Origin of the sequence: Bacillus sp. DX4.1 (assembly GCF_030348195.1) — a bacterium.
In the GTDB taxonomy this organism is placed as follows: Bacteria; Bacillota; Bacilli; order Bacillales; family Bacillaceae_G; genus Bacillus_A.
This window is the reverse complement of record NZ_JAUCFT010000008.1, coordinates 1,519,333-1,537,333: the sequence shown is the minus strand read 5'-3', so window position 1 is coordinate 1,537,333 and position 18,001 is coordinate 1,519,333. Positions and strand designations below refer to the sequence as shown.

At 37.2% G+C, this 18,001-nt stretch carries 20 protein-coding genes and 1 pseudogene; 2 read left to right on the top strand and 19 right to left on the bottom strand.

Annotated elements, in window-relative coordinates; translation table 11 throughout:
* Positions 1–54: 54 nt before the first annotated feature.
* From ndk to QUF99_RS10760, 15 genes and pseudogenes are all read right to left on the bottom strand, one after another.
* Positions 55–501: a nucleoside-diphosphate kinase gene (ndk, locus tag QUF99_RS10830; protein ID WP_289370015.1), complete on the bottom strand. Its 447-nt coding sequence runs from the start codon at positions 499–501 to the stop codon at positions 55–57.
* Between the two features lie 123 nt (positions 502–624).
* A complete protein-coding gene (hepT, locus tag QUF99_RS10825) occupies positions 625–1,587 on the bottom strand; it encodes a heptaprenyl diphosphate synthase component II (RefSeq protein WP_289370014.1) in 963 nt (320 codons plus the stop codon).
* Positions 1,588–1,618: 31 nt separating this feature from the next.
* Positions 1,619–2,332: a demethylmenaquinone methyltransferase gene (locus QUF99_RS10820; RefSeq protein WP_289370013.1), complete on the bottom strand. Its 714-nt coding sequence runs from the start codon at positions 2,330–2,332 to the stop codon at positions 1,619–1,621.
* A gap of 30 nt (positions 2,333–2,362) precedes the next feature.
* Complete coding sequence (locus QUF99_RS10815; RefSeq protein WP_289370012.1) at positions 2,363–3,115, bottom strand: heptaprenyl diphosphate synthase component 1; 753 nt, start codon at positions 3,113–3,115, stop codon at positions 2,363–2,365.
* A 322-nt stretch (positions 3,116–3,437) separates the two neighbouring features.
* Positions 3,438–4,007, bottom strand: coding sequence for a GTP cyclohydrolase I FolE (gene folE / locus QUF99_RS10810; RefSeq protein ID WP_286124255.1), 570 nt, complete (start codon positions 4,005–4,007; stop codon positions 3,438–3,440).
* A gap of 121 nt (positions 4,008–4,128) precedes the next feature.
* Positions 4,129–4,401: an HU family DNA-binding protein gene (locus QUF99_RS10805; RefSeq protein WP_286124254.1), complete on the bottom strand. Its 273-nt coding sequence runs from the start codon at positions 4,399–4,401 to the stop codon at positions 4,129–4,131.
* A gap of 353 nt (positions 4,402–4,754) precedes the next feature.
* Positions 4,755–6,233 (bottom strand): stage IV sporulation protein A, encoded by a 1,479-nt coding sequence (spoIVA, locus tag QUF99_RS10800; RefSeq protein WP_286124253.1) that lies wholly within the window; start codon positions 6,231–6,233, stop codon positions 4,755–4,757.
* A 260-nt stretch (positions 6,234–6,493) separates the two neighbouring features.
* Positions 6,494–7,204 (bottom strand): hypothetical protein, encoded by a 711-nt coding sequence (locus tag QUF99_RS10795; protein ID WP_289370010.1) that lies wholly within the window; start codon positions 7,202–7,204, stop codon positions 6,494–6,496.
* Between the two features lie 111 nt (positions 7,205–7,315).
* Positions 7,316–7,519: a DUF2768 domain-containing protein gene (locus QUF99_RS10790; RefSeq protein WP_286124251.1), complete on the bottom strand. Its 204-nt coding sequence runs from the start codon at positions 7,517–7,519 to the stop codon at positions 7,316–7,318.
* Positions 7,520–7,856: 337 nt separating this feature from the next.
* Positions 7,857–8,108, bottom strand: coding sequence for a stage VI sporulation protein F (locus QUF99_RS10785; RefSeq protein ID WP_286124250.1), 252 nt, complete (start codon positions 8,106–8,108; stop codon positions 7,857–7,859).
* Positions 8,109–8,382: 274 nt separating this feature from the next.
* A complete protein-coding gene (locus QUF99_RS10780; protein WP_289370008.1) occupies positions 8,383–9,405 on the bottom strand; it encodes an NAD(P)H-dependent glycerol-3-phosphate dehydrogenase in 1,023 nt (340 codons plus the stop codon).
* 18 nt (positions 9,406–9,423) lie between these two features.
* Positions 9,424–10,734 (bottom strand): ribosome biogenesis GTPase Der, encoded by a 1,311-nt coding sequence (gene der / locus QUF99_RS10775; RefSeq protein ID WP_289370007.1) that lies wholly within the window; start codon positions 10,732–10,734, stop codon positions 9,424–9,426.
* A gap of 125 nt (positions 10,735–10,859) precedes the next feature.
* A complete protein-coding gene (locus tag QUF99_RS10770) occupies positions 10,860–11,045 on the bottom strand; it encodes a capping complex subunit for YIEGIA (protein ID WP_289370006.1) in 186 nt (61 codons plus the stop codon).
* Positions 11,042–11,935, bottom strand: coding sequence for a YIEGIA family protein (locus tag QUF99_RS10765; RefSeq protein WP_289370005.1), 894 nt, complete (start codon positions 11,933–11,935; stop codon positions 11,042–11,044). Before QUF99_RS10765 ends, QUF99_RS10770 begins: the two co-directional genes overlap by 4 nt.
* Positions 11,928–12,538: pseudogene (locus QUF99_RS10760) on the bottom strand (YphA family membrane protein). Before QUF99_RS10760 ends, QUF99_RS10765 begins: the two are co-directional and overlap by 8 nt.
* A gap of 115 nt (positions 12,539–12,653) precedes the next feature.
* Here QUF99_RS10760 and QUF99_RS10755 point away from each other — a divergent pair.
* Positions 12,654–12,788 carry a YpzI family protein gene (locus tag QUF99_RS10755; protein ID WP_003206535.1) on the top strand — a complete coding sequence of 45 codons (135 nt, stop codon included), beginning with the start codon at positions 12,654–12,656 and terminating at the stop codon, positions 12,786–12,788.
* Between the two features lie 261 nt (positions 12,789–13,049).
* On the opposite strand, the gene fni is transcribed toward QUF99_RS10755, so the two are convergent.
* The 4 genes from fni to QUF99_RS10735 all read right to left on the bottom strand — a co-directional run bounded on the left by fni (position 13,050) and on the right by QUF99_RS10735 (position 16,780).
* Positions 13,050–14,099 (bottom strand): type 2 isopentenyl-diphosphate Delta-isomerase, encoded by a 1,050-nt coding sequence (gene fni, locus QUF99_RS10750; protein WP_289370002.1) that lies wholly within the window; start codon positions 14,097–14,099, stop codon positions 13,050–13,052.
* 12 nt (positions 14,100–14,111) lie between these two features.
* A complete protein-coding gene (gene rpsA, locus QUF99_RS10745; protein WP_289370000.1) occupies positions 14,112–15,260 on the bottom strand; it encodes a 30S ribosomal protein S1 in 1,149 nt (382 codons plus the stop codon).
* Positions 15,261–15,639: 379 nt separating this feature from the next.
* Positions 15,640–16,317, bottom strand: a complete 678-nt coding sequence (gene cmk, locus QUF99_RS10740) for a (d)CMP kinase (protein ID WP_289369998.1) — start codon at positions 16,315–16,317, stop codon at positions 15,640–15,642.
* A 289-nt stretch (positions 16,318–16,606) separates the two neighbouring features.
* Positions 16,607–16,780: a YpfB family protein gene (locus QUF99_RS10735; RefSeq protein WP_286124242.1), complete on the bottom strand. Its 174-nt coding sequence runs from the start codon at positions 16,778–16,780 to the stop codon at positions 16,607–16,609.
* Between the two features lie 233 nt (positions 16,781–17,013).
* On the opposite strand from QUF99_RS10735, the gene QUF99_RS10730 reads away from it, so the two are divergent.
* The gene (locus QUF99_RS10730) at positions 17,014–17,988 is read left to right on the top strand and encodes an asparaginase (RefSeq protein WP_289369997.1); all 975 of its coding nucleotides are present in this window, start codon (positions 17,014–17,016) and stop codon (positions 17,986–17,988) included.
* The last annotated feature ends 13 nt before the right edge of the window (positions 17,989–18,001 follow it).

The following is an 18,001-nucleotide window of genomic DNA, read 5'->3' as shown; positions in this document are numbered from 1 at the left end:
CGCTTTTCACTGTTACCACAGTGATTAAAGCGTTTACAAATTATTTCAAAATAATTAGTAAACCCATTCGTTGATTAATTTTGAGTAATCTACTAGCTCTTCTTCTTTGAAGAAAATACCAATCTCACGTTCAGCACTTTCTAGAGAATCAGAACCATGAATAATGTTTTTCGCAACCGTTAAGCCGAAATCACCGCGAATTGTACCAGGTGCCGCTTCATTTGGTCTTGTTTTCCCCATCATGTTACGAGCAGTATCTACTACACCTTCACCTTGCCATACCATAGCGAATACAGGACCAGATGTAATGAAATCTACTAATTCACCAAAGAAAGGTTTTTCTCTATGCTCAGCATAATGCTCGCCAGCGATTGCTGGTGTTACTTGCATTAACTTTGCACCAACTAATTGAAAGCCCTTTTTTTCAAAACGAGCTACAATTTCCCCAATGAAAGCACGTTGTACACCGTCTGGTTTTACCATTAGAAATGTTTTTTCCATAAAAATCTCTCCACTTCTGAATTATGTATGTAATTGTATATCCCCACACACATAGTAACACCCTTATCACAATTGTGCAATAGTTTTAAAATGGAGAGATTATTTTATTTTAAGAAAAAACAATTAAAATTTTCGTTTTCCGATATACTTTGCAACATTTTGCAATGCGTATTTCGCTTGTCCACGAGGCAACGGTTTTATCACTTCTAAAGCTTTATGTAAATAACGTTCACTAAATGCAAATGCCTGATCAATTGCCGGGCTCTCTTTAATGTCATCGATAATCTCTTTCATCTCATTTGCAGGTGTATTCTCATGGACCGATACAATTTTCGCACGAAGCCTTGGATCTTCCATGGCATACAGAGCCGGAAGTGTCACATTTCCTTGTAACAAATCGCCACCAGCAGGTTTTCCAAGCTTTTTTTCTGTTGAGACAAAATCTAAAATATCGTCAATAATTTGATACGACATGCCTACAAAATAACCGTACCAAAATAAACGATTCACTGTATCCCGATCAGCCCCAGCAGCGATTGCTCCCAACTGACAACTAGCAGCAATTAATAATGCTGTTTTTCGCTTAATTCGTCTTAAATACGTCCTTAAATTCTGATTATAATCATACTTGTCCTTAATTTGCTCGATTTCACCTTTACATACTTCCAAAATTGTATATGATAATGCTTGATGAGCTTCTGGAACTTCTAGATTTGTAATGCACTCCAAAGACTTTGCAAATAAATAGTCTCCTGTATACATTGCAATACGATCGCCCCATTTCGCATTTACCGTTGCACTACTTCTTCGTAAAAACGCTGCATCAATTACATCATCATGAACAAGAGAAGCCATATGAATGAGCTCTAAAGCAACTGCAACATGTTTTATTGTATCCAGCTTATATTCCCCAAATTTCCCTGCAAGCAATACAAATACAGGACGGATTCGCTTTCCACCAGCTTCAATGAGTTGCAGTGCCGCCTCTTCCACCAATTGCTGCTCAGAAGCAACAATCTTTTTTAATTCTTTTTCAATTATATCAATATCCGATCGTAAAAAAGAGTACATAAGTTGTAACTTCATATTGTTCACCTTAACCTAAAACGTCTTTTTTCTATTTTAATTTCGGCTTAAATCCTAAATGCATAGCTGCTACACCAAACGTAAATGGTTTCACTTGCACATGATCTAATCCCGCTTCTTCAAACATCTTTGCTAATTCTTTCATCCCAGGGAATGTGCTTGCAGACTCTTGCAGCCAAGAGTATTCTTTGTAGCTTTTCGCAAACATTTTTCCGAATAACGGCATAATGTATTTAAAATACAAAACATAAAACTGACGAAAACCAATCATCGTTGGCTGTGATGTTTCTAAACAAATAACTTTCCCACCTGGTTTTACAACTCGGTTCATTTCTTTTAATACATGCAAATAATCAGGAACATTGCGAAGTCCAAAACCGATTGTTACATAATCAAACGTATCATCTTCAAATGGCAGTTCCATTGCATTTCCATGCATAAGTTCCACATGTTTCAACCCTAGAGCTTCTACTTTTTCTTTACCAACAGATAACATGTTTTTACTAAAGTCTAAACCGTATACTTTTCCAGTAGTTCCTACAGCGTCAGCAAGTGCAATTGTCCAATCAGCAGTCCCGCAACATACATCTAATGCCATACTTCCAGGCTGCACATCCATGATCCGCATCGTTTCTTTCCGCCATGCCTTATGCTTTTGAAAACTAATAACCGAATTCATTACATCGTATTTACCAGAGATTTTCTCAAATACGTCATGTACTCTTTCTTCTTTTGATTGTTGCATGCTCTTACCCTTCTTCCAATATAAAATCGCTTATGTTTTCAATTTATCTTTTAAAGTAGAAACTAACGAACAAATTTCTTGATGGTTTTGCAGAAATGCAACTTCTTGTTTGTTCATTTCTTCCAACCAATTTTTGTATGCCTTTTCTACTTTCATATCATCATTTGATAGAATTGCTTGAACTGCTTGAAAAACAGGTGCATTCTGTTTTTCAGCATGCAATTGATACTCTTTTTGAAGACGATTACTTCCGAGTACACTTGATATAAATGGTTTCCAGTGTGATAACTGAAAATGATCACATGTTTTTTGTAAAAGTGCTGATTCGATCGTCATGACACTTTCGATTACTTCATCAACTGTTTCGTACGCTTTCTGATACAACATAATTTTATGTTCGTTAATTTCTTTAATCCCTTCAGCTAGTGCACGAATCAATACAACATCACGATTCATCGAAAGCAAGTAATAGTAAAGCCCACTATAGTAGTCACCTGCTAGTACCGTAAGCTGGCGGCGCTTATGAAACTCACTTGTTTCTTCCTCTTCTTTGTTTGATACTTTTTCATGCGTATCAAGAGCAATTTGTACAAGCATTATCGTTAACACATAATGTTCAATCTGTTCCTTATGTAAGTCTGCACTTTTTAAAGCTGCATATAAAAGTACTACTTTCTCTTCATCAATAAATGGTTCTTCAATATAGTTTATAAAATAAGGATGGCGCAGCCTTGATAGCAATTTCTCCTTAATATCCGCATATCCTCCGTAGATGTCACACACAAAAAATCACCCTTGTTTTCTAATTCATAAAACCTATTATAACACATACATTCTATTTTCTATAACCAAAACTTAGTGAAACAAAACAAACCCAAAATCAGCCTTCTATTCATACAACTTCCCTTTAAAGACAACCATCATTCACCTATCAGTTTATCCCGCATTGTCAGGCATTAAAATCCCAAACTAAGAAAAGTTTCGCTGTATAAGTATACATACGACCACTTAAAGGCTATAACCTAATTTCCACACACACTTGTAGTGGAGGTCCAATACTTATCAAAAAAGTAAATAAAAAAGAAAAGCAGTTTCCCGCTTTTCTTTACTTTGTCTTAATGAAAGACAAAATTTCACCACGTGCTGCTGCATCATTTTCTAATACACCACGCACTGCTGTTGTTACAGTTTTCGCACCAGGTTTTTTCACCCCACGCATTGTCATACACATATGTTCCGCTTCAACAACAACCATCACACCATGTGGTTCTAGCACTTCCATAATAGAATCAGCTACTGTTGATGTAATACGTTCTTGTAGTTGTGGACGACGTGCAATTGTATCTACTGTACGTGCCAGTTTACTTAAGCCTGTTACTTTTCCACCACGCGGAATATATGCGACGTGAGCAACCCCATAAAAAGGAACAAGATGATGCTCACACATCGAATAGAAAGGAATATCTTTTACTAATACAAGCTCTTCATAGTCTTCCCCAAATACTTTATGCAAGTGTTCCTTTGGATCTTCATGCATACCTGAAAATACTTCTGCGTACATTTTCGCAACACGTTTTGGGGTATCTAGTACTCCCTCACGATTCGGATCGTCTCCAATCGCTTCTAAAATAAGGCGCACTGCATGTTCGATTTGTTCTAAGTTAACTTTTGCCATCCACTAGCCCTCCCGAAAAACCTAAAAGTGATACGAACACATTCTAGCATATTTATGATTTTAAATGCAAAAAGAAGAGTTCCCAAAAAGGAAACTCTTCTTTCCTGTTAATATGTAAGGATTATTTAACCGCATCTTTTAACGCTTTACCAGGTTTGAATGCAGGTACTTTACTTGCAGCGATTTCAATTTCCTCACCAGTTTGTGGGTTACGTCCTTTACGAGCCGCACGCTCACGAACTTCGAAGTTACCGAATCCGATAAGTTGTACTTTATCACCTTGTTTTAAAGCTTCTAAGATGGAATCAAAAACAGCGTCAACTGCTTTTGTTGCGTCCTTTTTAGAAAGGGAACTAGTTTCTGCAACAGCATTGATTAAATCTGTCTTGTTCATGCCATTCACCTCCTCCCAAAGATAAGACTGTATAATGATCATAAAATGAGTCTTACTTTCATTTGTAGGCAATTTTTACAAATTCTATACTACAAAGATGTAGATAAATCATTATCAACGCCTATATTATACGATTCTCTGGCATAATTCAATATCTTTAAAGAAATTGTTACCTTGAAAATGTGAAAAACTGATGAAACTTGACAATATGCTACATAGTATTAGATAATTGCTATTTATTTTCTATACCAATCCTAGTAAAACTTACATCAAAAAGCCTCTATACAGGCGAATTAAAACAATCAAACCCTTTACGACAGGCAAAAAAGACCCCTGCTTCCAGGGGTCTTTTTCTATAAAATAATGGCAATTAATCCTCCAGATCCTTCGTTAATAATTCTTTCTAACGTTTCTTTCAATTTATACCGTGCATTTTCTGGCATTAAAGAAAGCTTCGCTTGAATACCTTCCCGAACGATTGAACTAAGCGAACGTCCAAAGATATCAGAATTCCAAATAGAAAGCGGATCATCTTCAAAATCTTGCATTAAGTAACGAACAAGCTCTTCACTTTGCTTTTCAGTACCGATAATTGGTTCAAATGTAGATTCAACATCAACTTTAATCATATGAATAGATGGGGCAACCGCCTTTAATTTCACACCAAATCGTGATCCGTGACGAATAATTTCCGGCTCATCTAAGCTCATATCAGCTAAAGCAGGAGCAGCTACACCATAACCAGTTTGTTTTACCATTCTTAACGCATCTGCAACTTGATCATATTCTGTTTTTGCATGCGCAAAGTCCAGCATAAGTTTTAACAAATGGTCTTTCCCTCTAATTTCTACACCAACAACTTCTTTTAAAATTTGATCATACATTTCATCTGGTGCGTATAAGTCAATCTCCGCCACACCTTGACCCATATCAATTCCTGCTAGACTTGCACGATCAATAAACTCATACTGGCTAAATTGCCAAACAACACGATCTACATCACGAAGCCTCTTGATATCTTTTACTGTCTCTTGAACAGCTTCTTGATAACTTTGACGTAGCCAGTGCCCTTCATTTAGTACCATTACCCAGCTTGGGAGGTTCACGTTTACTTCTAAGACTGGGAACTCAAATAGCGCTTCCCGCAATATATTGTAGATATCTGCTTCTCTTAAACTTTCTACACTCATTGCCAATACAGGAATATCATGCTCTTCAGATAAGTTTTGTCGCAACTGCTCCGTATCTGGATGATACGGCTGTACGGTATTAATAATCATAATGAACGGTTTTCCAACTTCTTTGAGCTCATTTACAACACGCTCTTCTGCTTCTATATAATCTCGTCTTGGAATTTCTCCAATCGTTCCGTCAGTGGTAATAACAACCCCGATAGTAGAGTGTTCTTGAATGACTTTACGTGTTCCAATTTCAGCCGCTTCATGAAATGGAATCGGTTCTTCATACCAAGGAGTATTAATCATACGCGGACCATTCTCATCTTCATAACCTTTTGCTCCCGGAACCGTATAACCAACACAATCTACTAATCGAATATTTACATCAAGACCGTCATCCACTTGGATAGAAACCGCTTGGTTTGGAACAAATTTCGGCTCTGTTGTCATAATTGTACGCCCTGCAGCGCTTTGCGGTAATTCATCTTGTGCACGCTGACGATCTGACTCATTCTCGATATTTGGAATAACAACAAGCTCCATAAATTTTTTGATAAATGTTGACTTCCCTGTTCGAACAGCCCCTACAACCCCTAAGTAAATATCACCGCCTGTGCGCTCAGCGATATCCTTAAAAATGTCAACCTTTTCCAAGTGATTCCCTCCCTCAAAATTTTTGGGAATAATATAATTGTACTTCCAAACAATCGTCCTCACTGATGTCTCATTACATGTTTCATAATATACGATATAACATATAGATATTCTTGAGGTTCGGACAATATATCATATGATTTTGTCCTAAACTCATATGACTATTTAAAAAGAACTTTTTGTTTGCATCTCAAGTTGTTTTTACAATTAAAAAACCTTTCTTCTAGAACTTATTCGCTAGAAGAAAGGTTCATGACTTATCACTTAAAAAAAATTGGTTCTCCGTCTTTTACCGTATATGGCAAAGAGTATGCAGGTACAAATGGCGCATCCTTTACAAGCAAACCACGAATATCTTCTCCTTCTTGCACTTTACCTCCATCCTTTTGTAATATTTCATATAAATCCATTCGATAATCGACAAAAATCTCTCCTTTTTCATTGATTACAAACGGTAAATTTTTTCCAGAATATGGACTCGTTACTTGCGGCACTTCTTTATACCCGATTTTCTTAAAGTCCAGCTCATATACCCCATCAGCAATTACTTTTTTAAATGGGGGATATTGGTGTTCATCCCGATACATTTGTAGCCTCAACTTGACATCGCGAATTTGTTCCGCCATACGTACATCAATCAACTTAACAGTTGGATTTGTTTCAACATCTACTAATACATATTGATACACACCACCACTTTCATACGCATTTCCAGGCGCCTCTTGTAAATAGCGCGGAGCAATTTTTTGAAAGTCAATCGGATATTTTTGATAAATAGGTGTATCCATATCGCGCGTTTGAATCGGTAATAAACCACCATTTTGTTCCTTATATGTATTGACCGCCTTTTGGACAGCTTGCAGCTGATCTTCATACGGGACAGCATTTTGCTTTATGTTCTCTTTCGGATACATGCAGCCAGATAACATGCTTATACAACAAAATATTAAAATCACACATATTTTTTTCACACACAATCCATCCTTTAATTTCTTGCTAATTCCTTCATACAATATTCTTATTCCCACCTATCTCCTACAAATCTATCTGTAAATAAGATATGATTACGATTCGTGTAGCCATTATTGTTCAACTGGTCCACTAAATACAACAAGAAAAATAACAATTCCAGATACAATCATAAGCGTGTAGGCAAGCAATGCTGTAATCCCTTTCAAAATCTTATTCTTCATTTTATGCCGACTTAATAAAATAGACAGAACTGCAACAAACATTAATCCCATTGCCCCTAAAGAAAACCACATTTTCACCAGCCCAACAGACATATATACACTCCTTACTTTAATATTGTTTTTCTATTATTTTAACAAATTAAAACATTTAAACAAATAGAATTCATTATTTTTATTATAAAGCAACACTTTCATCAATTAGATTTGTCTTCTTCACTGATGAAAAACTCCCACCAATTAGGAGCAATTGTCCTCCACCTACCTGTTGGACTTCCGCTTTTACGGTCCCGTAAAAGTGAGATATAACAAAATAAAACCGAAGCGAATGTAACTTCTTCACTTCGGTCGACCAAATATGCCCACAAACAGCTCCACATTCATTCCTTCATAACTATCATATGCAATCCATTAAACAGAGGTTTATCATACTTTACTTTTTAAACATTTTGCTTAATGAACTAAAATCTGTTGGCATATTATTGTTTATAATTGCTTTCACAATTTGATCTTCTTGCTCTTTTGGCACCTCTCGCCCAGCCATCATCGCAACTTGATGAATCAATTGACGGAGCACTTTTTCATCGCGCAAGTTTGCATTCTGTACAGATGACGCTAATTTAAAAATATCATCTTTATTTACTTTCGCTTCTTTCTCAATGTTATTGAAAATGTTATTATCCATTTCCTTCACCCTCTCTTCAAGTTACATTTCATCGTATGCAAAAAGAAACAAATGGTGAAAAGACCTAGAAGTATATATTCAAAAAGGAGGATAAAGAGAGCCGAGCAATTCGAGGCACGGAAGCCAGGAGGATACGGAGTGTAGCTGGAACTACATGAGTACCGGAGTGGCGACGTAACGAAGAAATGTGACAGCTATCTTTACCGGACTTTTTGAACTTCCTCTAGAAAACAAAAAAGCTGTGTAAGTGCTTTTTCACTTACACAGCTTTTACTTACAATAAATCGGGTACAGCTTCTACTTCGTGTTTGCGAACGCGCCCCATCAATGAGCCCACTGCATCTTTCACATTATTCCCATTGAATAATACATCATATAAAGACGCAGTAATTGGCATTTCAACTTCCATTTTCTGCGCCATTTCATACGCTGCTTTCGTTGTTCGCACACCTTCGACTACCATGCCCATACTATCTAATACTTCTTCCAGTGAATAGCCTTTTCCAAGCATATTACCAGCACGCCAATTTCGACTGTGTACACTTGTACAAGTTACGATTAAGTCACCCATTCCGGTTAGGCCAGCAAAGGTTAACGGATTCCCACCCATCTTTCTTCCTAAACGAGCAATTTCCGTTAAACCACGCGTCATAAGAGCCGCTTTCGCATTATCACCTAACCCAAGACCATCTGTAATCCCAGCAGCTAGTGCAATAATATTTTTTAATGCTCCACCAAGTTCCACACCGATGATATCAGGATTCGTATATACACGGAAGTAACTGTTCATAAACAAATCTTGTACCTCTTCAGCTGCTTCCATACGCTTAGCAGCTGATGTAACAGTTGTCGCTTGACGAAGTCCTACTTCTTCAGCATGACTTGGCCCTGATAAGACAACAACATCACGAATGAGGTGCGCTGGAATTTCTTCTTCAATCACTTCTGAAATTCGCTTTGAAGTACCTGGTTCAATCCCTTTACTCGCATGAATCCAAGTGATTGGTTCTGAAACAATTTCTTTCATATCTTGCAATACTTCTCGGTACGCTTTTGTTGGTACAACTAAAAGTACTGTGTCTACATCTACTAGTGCTTTTTCTAAAGAAGAGTAGGCTACGATTGTGCTTGGCAATGTAATCCCTGGAAGATAACGACTGTTCTCATGTTTCATATTGATTTCATCCATGAGTTCTGAACGATTTCCCCAAATACGTACATCATGACCATTGTCAGCTAATACCATCGCTAACGCTGTTCCCCAGCTACCTGCTCCGACTACTGTGATTTTTTTCATAAAATCACATCCCCTCCATTAGTCTCGTGCTCTTGAAATGATTCTAATTGGTGTTCCTACGAAACCAAATGCTTCACGCAAACGGTTTTTCAAGAAGCGTTCATATGAAAAGTGCATTAATTCTGGATCGTTGACAAATACAACAAATGTTGGTGGTTTTACTGCAACTTGTGTTGCATAGAAAATTTTCAGACGACTACCATTATGTGTTGGCGTTGGATTCATCGCAACCGCATCCATAATCACATCGTTTAATACATTTGTTTGTACACGAATGCTATGACTTTCATTTACTTCATTAATAACTGGAAGTAATGTATGCGTACGTTTTCTTGTTTTTGCAGATAAATATACAATTGGCGCATAATCCAAAAACTGGAAATGAGCACGGATGTTTTCTTCAAATGCTTTCATTGTCTTTTCATCTTTTTCAACTGCATCCCACTTGTTAACAACAATAATAACAGCACGTCCTGATTCATGTGCATAACCAGCAATTTTTTTATCTTGTTCAATAATACCTTCTTCACCATCTAACACAACTAAAACAACGTCAGATCGTTCAATTGCTCGGAGTGCACGAAGTACACTATACTTTTCGGTACTCTCGTATACTTTACCTTTTTTACGCATCCCTGCTGTATCAATGATGACATAATCTTGACCATCTTTACTATACGGTGTATCAACTGCGTCACGTGTTGTACCAGCTATGTTACTAACAATTACACGTTCTTGACCAAGGAGTGCATTTACCATTGATGATTTCCCTACGTTCGGACGTCCAATTAATGAGAATTTAATTGTTTTTTCATCGTATGCTTCCTCTTCAACTTTCGGGAAGTGCTTTGCTGCTTCGTCTAATAAATCCCCTAAACCTAAACCATGTGTACCCGAGATTGGAAATGGCTCGCCAAATCCTAACGCATAAAAGTCATAAATATCACTGCGCATCTCTGGATTATCGACCTTATTAACCGCAAGTACTACTGGTTTGTTCGAACGATATAAAATTTTCGCAACTTCTTCATCCGCTGCTGTTACACCATCGCGACCATTCGTCATAAAAATGATAACATCCGCTTCATCAATCGCAACTTCAGCCTGTTGACGAATTTGTGTCAAAAATGGCTCGTCTCCAATATCGATTCCGCCTGTATCAATAATGTTAAATTCATGATTTAACCATTCTCCCGAACTATAAATACGATCTCTCGTTACACCTGGGATATCTTCTACAATTGAAACTCTCTCTCCAACAATTCTATTGAAAATAGTAGATTTCCCTACGTTCGGACGTCCTACTATCGCCACTACTGGTTTCGGCATATATTTTCATCCTTTCAACTTGCTTCTGTTTATTATGTAAAAAACCCTTCTTTGTGCAAGAAGGGATTTGCATTCCAGAAATATTTATCATCATATCAAAACATCTCATATTATAACACACGTTCCTAATGTTTCACAATAATATATACATTCTCTTGTAAGCGGTGTGCGATACCATCTAAAATTGCTTCTAAATTATTTGCGACAAATTCCATTTCTTCCGTTGACTCACATACAAATAACGGGGCTCCTCCAGCAAATTTTTCTGGGGTTGTTGTAATAACTGCAAGAATATAACTTTCTAATTTCATCGTGCGTCTCCCCTTCCTTTCGGAGCTTCAGATGACATATGAACCGCACTTTCTAACGTCGGCACATTTCCGATAACACCAATGGCTTTCTCTACATCTTGATCTTGAGGCAATACAAACACACCTATCCGTCCGTCCTCTAAATCGCGCTTAACAAGTGGAACAAGCGCCGGTGTCCCAGAATCTCGGTACACACCTAATGCAACGGACACATCATGCAAAATTGCTTGACGCTGTCCGAGATTCGCTATCGTCACCTGCGCATCAACAGATTTTGGTTTTAAAATAAATCCCATCCCATATTTCATGATCTCTTCTTGCCTTGCTGGCAAACCGATGTTCATAATGTAAATATCACCAATATAAAGTCCCGCTCCTTCAAACCGAAGTGGAACATGCTCAATGTCGACAAGGTCACGTAATCGTTTACCAGACATCAATACTTTAGCAATGAAGAATCCAATAATTCCAGCTATAACGCCTGCAATCCATGAATGAAAACCGATGTACGCAAACGTTGTAACAAATGCTGTTAACATCGCTAAATAGTTGCGACTTTCAAATACAAGTGCAATTCCTTCTATGTATGTATTCCCTCGTGGTACAAGCTCATAACTATCTAACTGTTGCAACGTATTACGTTCCATGTTGCGTACATCCCGAAATTGCGTTGCGGCTAATGTGAGAAAGGTAAGAGCAGAAAAATCTTGTTTCAAGATAGACGGTATTGCAATTGCTCCTAAAGCCGCTGCAATTAACCCCATTGCAACATGAATAATCTTTCCATGTAAACGCGTCGGATACTGTCTTGTATCTGTACGAAGCATCAAAATTCGCGTTACTGTTCCCGCAATTACGCCACATAAAATGGCTGGTGTATATTCAGTCATATGTTATCCTTGCCTTTCCTTTACATGTTTTTTCTTCAATTGCCCCATAAATACCGACATTTTTACGATGTAAAACAAAATCGTAAAAAATAACGTAGCAACAGCAATGATATCAAAAAATGTCAAACTACCAAGTTGATATGGAAAATGGAGTGTACGAAAAATAAATGTTACTAATATCTCCCCTTGTAATGCCCCCGCATATAAAGAGCATAGACGTAATACCCGGTCTCGATGTAATAAAATAGAAGCATATACAAGAATACCGCTTAACATCCATGTCCGATCCATGACAATCCAAATCGGATCGTACATCTCTAATAAATGAAAACTCGCATATAACATAGCAATGATAAGTGCCGAAAGTAAGGCGTATATTTTTTTCCATATAGAATAAAAAGCGATACCAAGAAATGAAATGGTACCTAGTAATAGAGCATTTGCTGCTATAGGGAAAGAAGCAATCGATACGGTTATTTGTGAACAAATGATAAATACTAATAAAATCGCGCTCACTTTCCATCTAAATGCCTCTTTTTTCAAAAAGAATGTTGTAATAATCCAGCCTAGCCACGCTAAAAAATAAAAATAACTTCCATCCATACTTACACCTCCTATCATTTCCATTATGGGAACTTTTTATGAAAGCTAATCCTTTTCTTCTTGCATAGTTTTTCTAATAACAGCAACACTTTCTAATAAGGAGGTGTAAAAAATAATGGGAAAAGATCGTCAAGAAAAGAAACTAAAACAGTCACGCCGCGTAGAATCTGACCGCGATCAATCACTGCAATATCCAGGAGCAACTGGGCTAGATACACCGGAGCAAGCACGCAAACAAAATCAGCACTAAATGAAAAACAGCCAACATATCGTTGGCTGTTTTTCATTTAGTGCTGTCTAAGCAAAAACATCTACATAGACATTTTTCCCTTCTCATTACATAGAACGAATAAAGCGAAACTTTGACCAGTGAGGGTTTTCTTCATCCCCTACCTAACTTCTTTGCCTCTTGCAGAGCTTTGAAGTGGGGGTATTACTGCCCGTTCATACGGGATTAAATAAAAGAAACCAACCGAATGGTTGATTTCTTTTTTGTTCTAATGGTTTTATATTATCTTTTACTATAACTCGTTGTATCAATCCCGCGCTGCGATAGCCAATGATAGGTATCACCTTTCACAACAAGTGGTACTTGCTGAAGCTCAGTAATTGTCCTTGCCCCAAGAGCGGTCATAATAAATTGTAAGTCCGTATGTAAAAGTTCTATTTCTTCGATTAATTTTTCCAGACCATCATTCATCAGTATTCGTAAAAAATAACCAGCAAAAGCCGTTGCTGATGCTCCAAGCGCGATTGCTTTCGCTACATCAAGCGCTGTTTGTATACCGCCTGACGCAATAAGGGAGAGGTTTTTATCTGTTGAGGATGCTTCTATTACAGAGACCGCCGCCGGAATACCCCATTCATTAAAATAAGAAAGGATCCGCTGTCTTCGTTCATTTTCAACCGCCGCAAAATTTGTACCACCATATCCACCAATGTCTACATTCGAAACTCCAACACTAGCTAACTGTTCTATTGTTCCTTTACTCATACCAAAACCGACTTCTTTTACTACAACAGGAACAGGTGAATGTATGACAATTTGTTCAATTCGCCCTAGTACACCTGTAAAGTCACGATCACCTTCTGGCATCGTCAATTCTTGAATAACATTCAAATGAATTTGTAAAGCATTTGCTTCAATCATATCAATCGCACGTTTTGCCTGTTCAACGGTTGCTTCACTACCTAAATTTGCAAAAATAATTCCATTTGGATTCACTTTTCGTACAATTTGATAGGAGGACGCTTCTTTTTCATCTTTTAATGCTGCCATTTGAGAACCGACTGCCATTGCAATCTTATGGTGCTTTGCCACGTGAGCTAACTGCTCATTAATATGTAGCGTGTGCTCTCCCCCACCGCCAGTCATCGCGTTGATAAAAATCGGCGAACTTAGTGAAAGTTCGCCGATTTTCGTTTCAAATGTAATGCTTTCATAATTTGTATTTGGCAAGCTTTGATGGACAAAAGCAATGTCATGAAAACCATTTATACGAGACTGTCCAGTAGAAAGAGCGTGTGCAATATGTTCTAATTTACGTTTTGCCCTTACCACTTGTACCCCTCTTTATTTCTTTAATTTTTTCAGCTGTTCACCGATAATATCACTCAATTGGAAAGTTGCAGAATCAGAAGTTGGCTCATATTGACTATAATCTTCTGTTACATTATTTTCTTCAAGAGCTTCTTTTATACTTAAAGAAATACGTTTTTCTTCTGCGTGTACTTCAAGCACTTTCACTTTCACTTCTTGTCCCATCTCTAGCACTTCACTCGGGTTCTTCACGTGACGGTTTGCAATTTGTGATACATGCACAAGTCCTTCTACACCCGGTAAAATTTCAACGAAAGCACCGAATGTAACAATTCGTTTTACCTTACCTTCTCGCACGTCACCTGATTTAATTTCCGCTGCAACATTTTCCCAAGGTCCTGGCTGAGCAGCTTTAATAGATAAAGAAATACGTTGTGTATCTGCATCAACGGATAAAACTTTTACTTTTACCGTCTGTCCTTGTGTTAACACATCAGAAGGCTGTTCAACGCGATCATGGGAAATTTGTGAAATGTGAACTAAACCATCTACTCCACCAACATTCACAAAAGCACCAAAGTCAGTTAATCGTTGAACTGTACCCTCAACAACATCTCCTTCTTTTAAAGAAGAAATCGCTTCTTTTTTCTTTGAATCTAATTCTTGTTCTACAACTGCTTTATGGGAAAGAATCACACGATTTTTTTCGCGATCTAATTCAACGATTTTCACTGCTAATGTTTTACCTTTGTAATCAGCAAAATCTTCTACATAGTGCATTTCTACAAGTGAGGCTGGAATAAATCCACGGACACCAAGGTCCACGACTAAACCGCCGTTCACAATATCTTTTACTGTAACATCGAACACTTCACCTGAAGTGGATTTTTCTTGCAATTCAACCCATGCTTTTTCTGCATCAACAGCACGTTTAGATAATACAAGATCCTCTTCTTCTAATTTAATGACTTTTAATTCAAGAGTTTGGCCTAATTCTACAACATCACTTGCTTTTTCAATATGAACGTTGGCTAATTCGCTAATCGGAATAACACCATCTGTTTTGTATCCAACATTTACAAGAACTTGCTTTTCTTCAACCTTAGTTACGGATCCCGTAACAACGTCACCCACTTGTAAAGCCTTTGTATCCACAACTTCTTCATTCATTTTTTCTACCATGGAAATACCTCCCTACAGAATTGACAAAGCATTTTTATGTATATACGAAATGAAAACAAAAGTTTTCATTTGCATGTTATGAGAAATATTTAGAACATACTCGCTGAAAATACATATTACAATCTGTTTTTTTGTAATTTACTTGATAGAATGATACGTACGTCCTCTTTCTTTGTTAACCTATATAAATAGTATACAGCAAAATCCTTTTGAATAAAGTATGTTTTCAAATATAATAGCGAATATATTCTGACAGTTCATTCCCTCTTTTACTAACTTCTTACAAATTGACAGATTTGTCAAGAAAAGCGTCTCACAGTTCACATGTATACCTATATTTTAGAAGAAATTAAATAAAGAAAGAGGATAACCTCTTTCTTTATTTTGCGAACACTTTAGAAACAATATCCATAATTTTTTGTACAACTTCTTCAATTGAGAAAGAAGTTGTATCTAATTCCAGTGCATCATCCGCTTTTTTTAACGGAGAAACTTCACGCTCAGAATCCAATTTATCGCGCTTAGCAATCTCTTCTTTTAATTGTTCTAAACTAGAAGCAAAGCCTTTTTGCGTATTTTCAAGATGTCTTCGTTCTGCCCTCTCTTCAACAGAAGCCAACATAAAAATCTTCACTTCTGCATTAGGTAGTACATGCGTACCGATATCACGACCATCCATCACAACGCCGCCCTTTTCTGCTAAAGCTTGTTGACGGCGCACCATCTCTTCACGAACAAAGCGATGCTTTGCCACAATAGACACGCGATTTGTTACTTCCGGTGTACGAATCACTTCAGATACATCTTCTCCATTTAAAAAGACAAGTTGTGTATTTTCCCCTTGTTGAAACTCAATATGTACATCTTTTAAAACTTCCATCAATTTTTCTTCATTTTCAATATCAACATTTTTTGCAAGAGCAGCATGTGTCAATGTACGATACATCGCACCTGTATCAATGTACACATATGAAAGTTTTTTCGCCACAACCTTTGCAACTGTACTTTTTCCAGCAGCTGCTGGACCATCTATCGCAATTGAAATTCGTTTTTCCATTGTAACACCTCATTTTTCACTTATAGTGCTTATTCAAAAAGGAGAATAAAGAGAGCCGCGTAGTTCGAGGCACGGAAGCCAGGAGGATACGGAGTGTAGGTGGAACTACATGAGTACCGGAGTGACGGCGTAACGAAGCAATACGACAGTTATCTTTACCGGACTTTTTGAACATCTTCTTAATAAACCAAAACGAAAAGCAGGTATAATCCCTGCTTCTTTCTGTTTGTTTCATACCGATTAAATCCTCAATTATTGTAGCATAATCCCTCTTAGAAGAAAATGAAAACTACTTATTCACTTGTAAAATATTCGTTACATTTTCTTTTATAACACCTTCATAATAAACGATTTTCGACAAATATTTCGCCGTGGATTCTTGCATAAAAAGCAATTGAACAATACATAGACAAATAGACTGAATCAATAGTATTCGAATTAAAATTTTCTCAACATTTTTCACAAAAATTTCTCCTTTTTATTGTTTCTCGCTCGCTTCAATAGCTAATTGAGGAGAGAATTTCAAATCAGTTTTTGAAATTTGGTAGCTCTCCATAGTCGTCAGTATGAAAAACTTTACAAATCATCTTACTTTATTGTCATTTCCTACCTAAGCTTTTATACATTTTCATTGTCGAATCCTGTACAATCATGGTATGTTCTAAATGTATTTTTGACTGAAAAGGGGTATAGGCATTGAAAAAAATCCTAGTTTTACACACTGGCGGAACAATTGCGATGGAGGAAGATAAAGAAACTGGGGTTGTGCAACCAGGCAAGCAAAATCCTCTTTTAAAATTTATTCCTGATTTAGAAGACGATATCGACCTAATTGTTGAAGATGTCTTTCATCTTCCATCTCCTCATATAACACCAAGCGAGATGTTACAATTACAAATCGTCATCGATGAAAGAGTGAAACATGAAGATATTCATGGTGTAGTCATTACACATGGTACTGATACATTAGAAGAGACCGCATATTTTCTGGATTTAACTGTCCAAGCCAACATTCCAATTGTTGTAACAGGCGCAATGCGCTCGAGCAATGAATTAGGCGCTGACGGCTTATATAACTTTTTATCTGCGGTAAAAGTTGCAAGTAGTAATGAAGCAAAAGGAAAAGGTGTTCTTGTCGTCTTAAACGACGAAATTCACTGTGCAACAAATGTAACGAAAACACATACAAGTAATGTAGCAACCTTCCAAAGTCCTCAATACGGACCAATTGGTATGGTGACAAAACGTGGCGTTGTCTTTCATCATGCTTTAGTACACCATGAAACATACGCAATCGGACAAATTTCTAAAAATGTTGTTGTGTTAAAGGCATACGCTGGCATGGATGATACGTTATTAGCAGCGATTGAAAACCTACCAGTGGATGGCATCGTTATTGAAGCCCTCGGACAAGGGAACTTACCACCACGAACACTGCCTACTCTGCAGCGCTTAATAAATAAAGAGATTCCTATTGTTCTCGTATCCCGCTGCTTTAACGGAATTGTCCAAGATGTGTACTCCTATGAAGGTGGAGGAAAACAATTAAAAGATATGGGAATTGTTTTCACTTACGGATTAAATGCTCAAAAAGCTCGTATTAAGCTACTTGTCGCTTTAGAAGGTGCTCATTCTCAAAAAGAAATTCAAAAAATGTTTATGCATGATTAAAAATTAATTAAAA

Bases quoted from the DNA above. Each gene is read 5' to 3' on its own strand.
- QUF99_RS10780 (WP_289370008.1), bottom strand. From the start codon at position 9,405: ATGAAAAAAATCACAGTAGTCGGAGCAGGTAGCTGGGGAACAGCGTTA.
- QUF99_RS10770 (WP_289370006.1), bottom strand. From the start codon at position 11,045: ATGAAATTAGAAAGTTATATTCTTGCAGTTATTACAACAACCCCAGAA.
- QUF99_RS10805 (WP_286124254.1), bottom strand. From the start codon at position 4,401: ATGAACAAGACAGATTTAATCAATGCTGTTGCAGAAACTAGTTCCCTT.
- QUF99_RS10820 (WP_289370013.1), bottom strand. From the start codon at position 2,332: ATGCAACAATCAAAAGAAGAAAGAGTACATGACGTATTTGAGAAAATC.
- hepT (WP_289370014.1), bottom strand. From the start codon at position 1,587: ATGAAGTTACAACTTATGTACTCTTTTTTACGATCGGATATTGATATA.
- QUF99_RS10765 (WP_289370005.1), bottom strand. From the start codon at position 11,935: ATGACTGAATATACACCAGCCATTTTATGTGGCGTAATTGCGGGAACA.
- folE (WP_286124255.1), bottom strand. From the start codon at position 4,007: ATGGCAAAAGTTAACTTAGAACAAATCGAACATGCAGTGCGCCTTATT.
- ndk (WP_289370015.1), bottom strand. From the start codon at position 501: ATGGAAAAAACATTTCTAATGGTAAAACCAGACGGTGTACAACGTGCT.
- rpsA (WP_289370000.1), bottom strand. From the start codon at position 15,260: ATGGTAGAAAAAATGAATGAAGAAGTTGTGGATACAAAGGCTTTACAA.
- cmk (WP_289369998.1), bottom strand. From the start codon at position 16,317: ATGGAAAAACGAATTTCAATTGCGATAGATGGTCCAGCAGCTGCTGGA.
- der (WP_289370007.1), bottom strand. From the start codon at position 10,734: ATGCCGAAACCAGTAGTGGCGATAGTAGGACGTCCGAACGTAGGGAAA.
- QUF99_RS10755 (WP_003206535.1), top strand. From the start codon at position 12,654: ATGGGAAAAGATCGTCAAGAAAAGAAACTAAAACAGTCACGCCGCGTA.
- QUF99_RS10785 (WP_286124250.1), bottom strand. From the start codon at position 8,108: ATGGATAATAACATTTTCAATAACATTGAGAAAGAAGCGAAAGTAAAT.
- QUF99_RS10790 (WP_286124251.1), bottom strand. From the start codon at position 7,519: ATGTCTGTTGGGCTGGTGAAAATGTGGTTTTCTTTAGGGGCAATGGGA.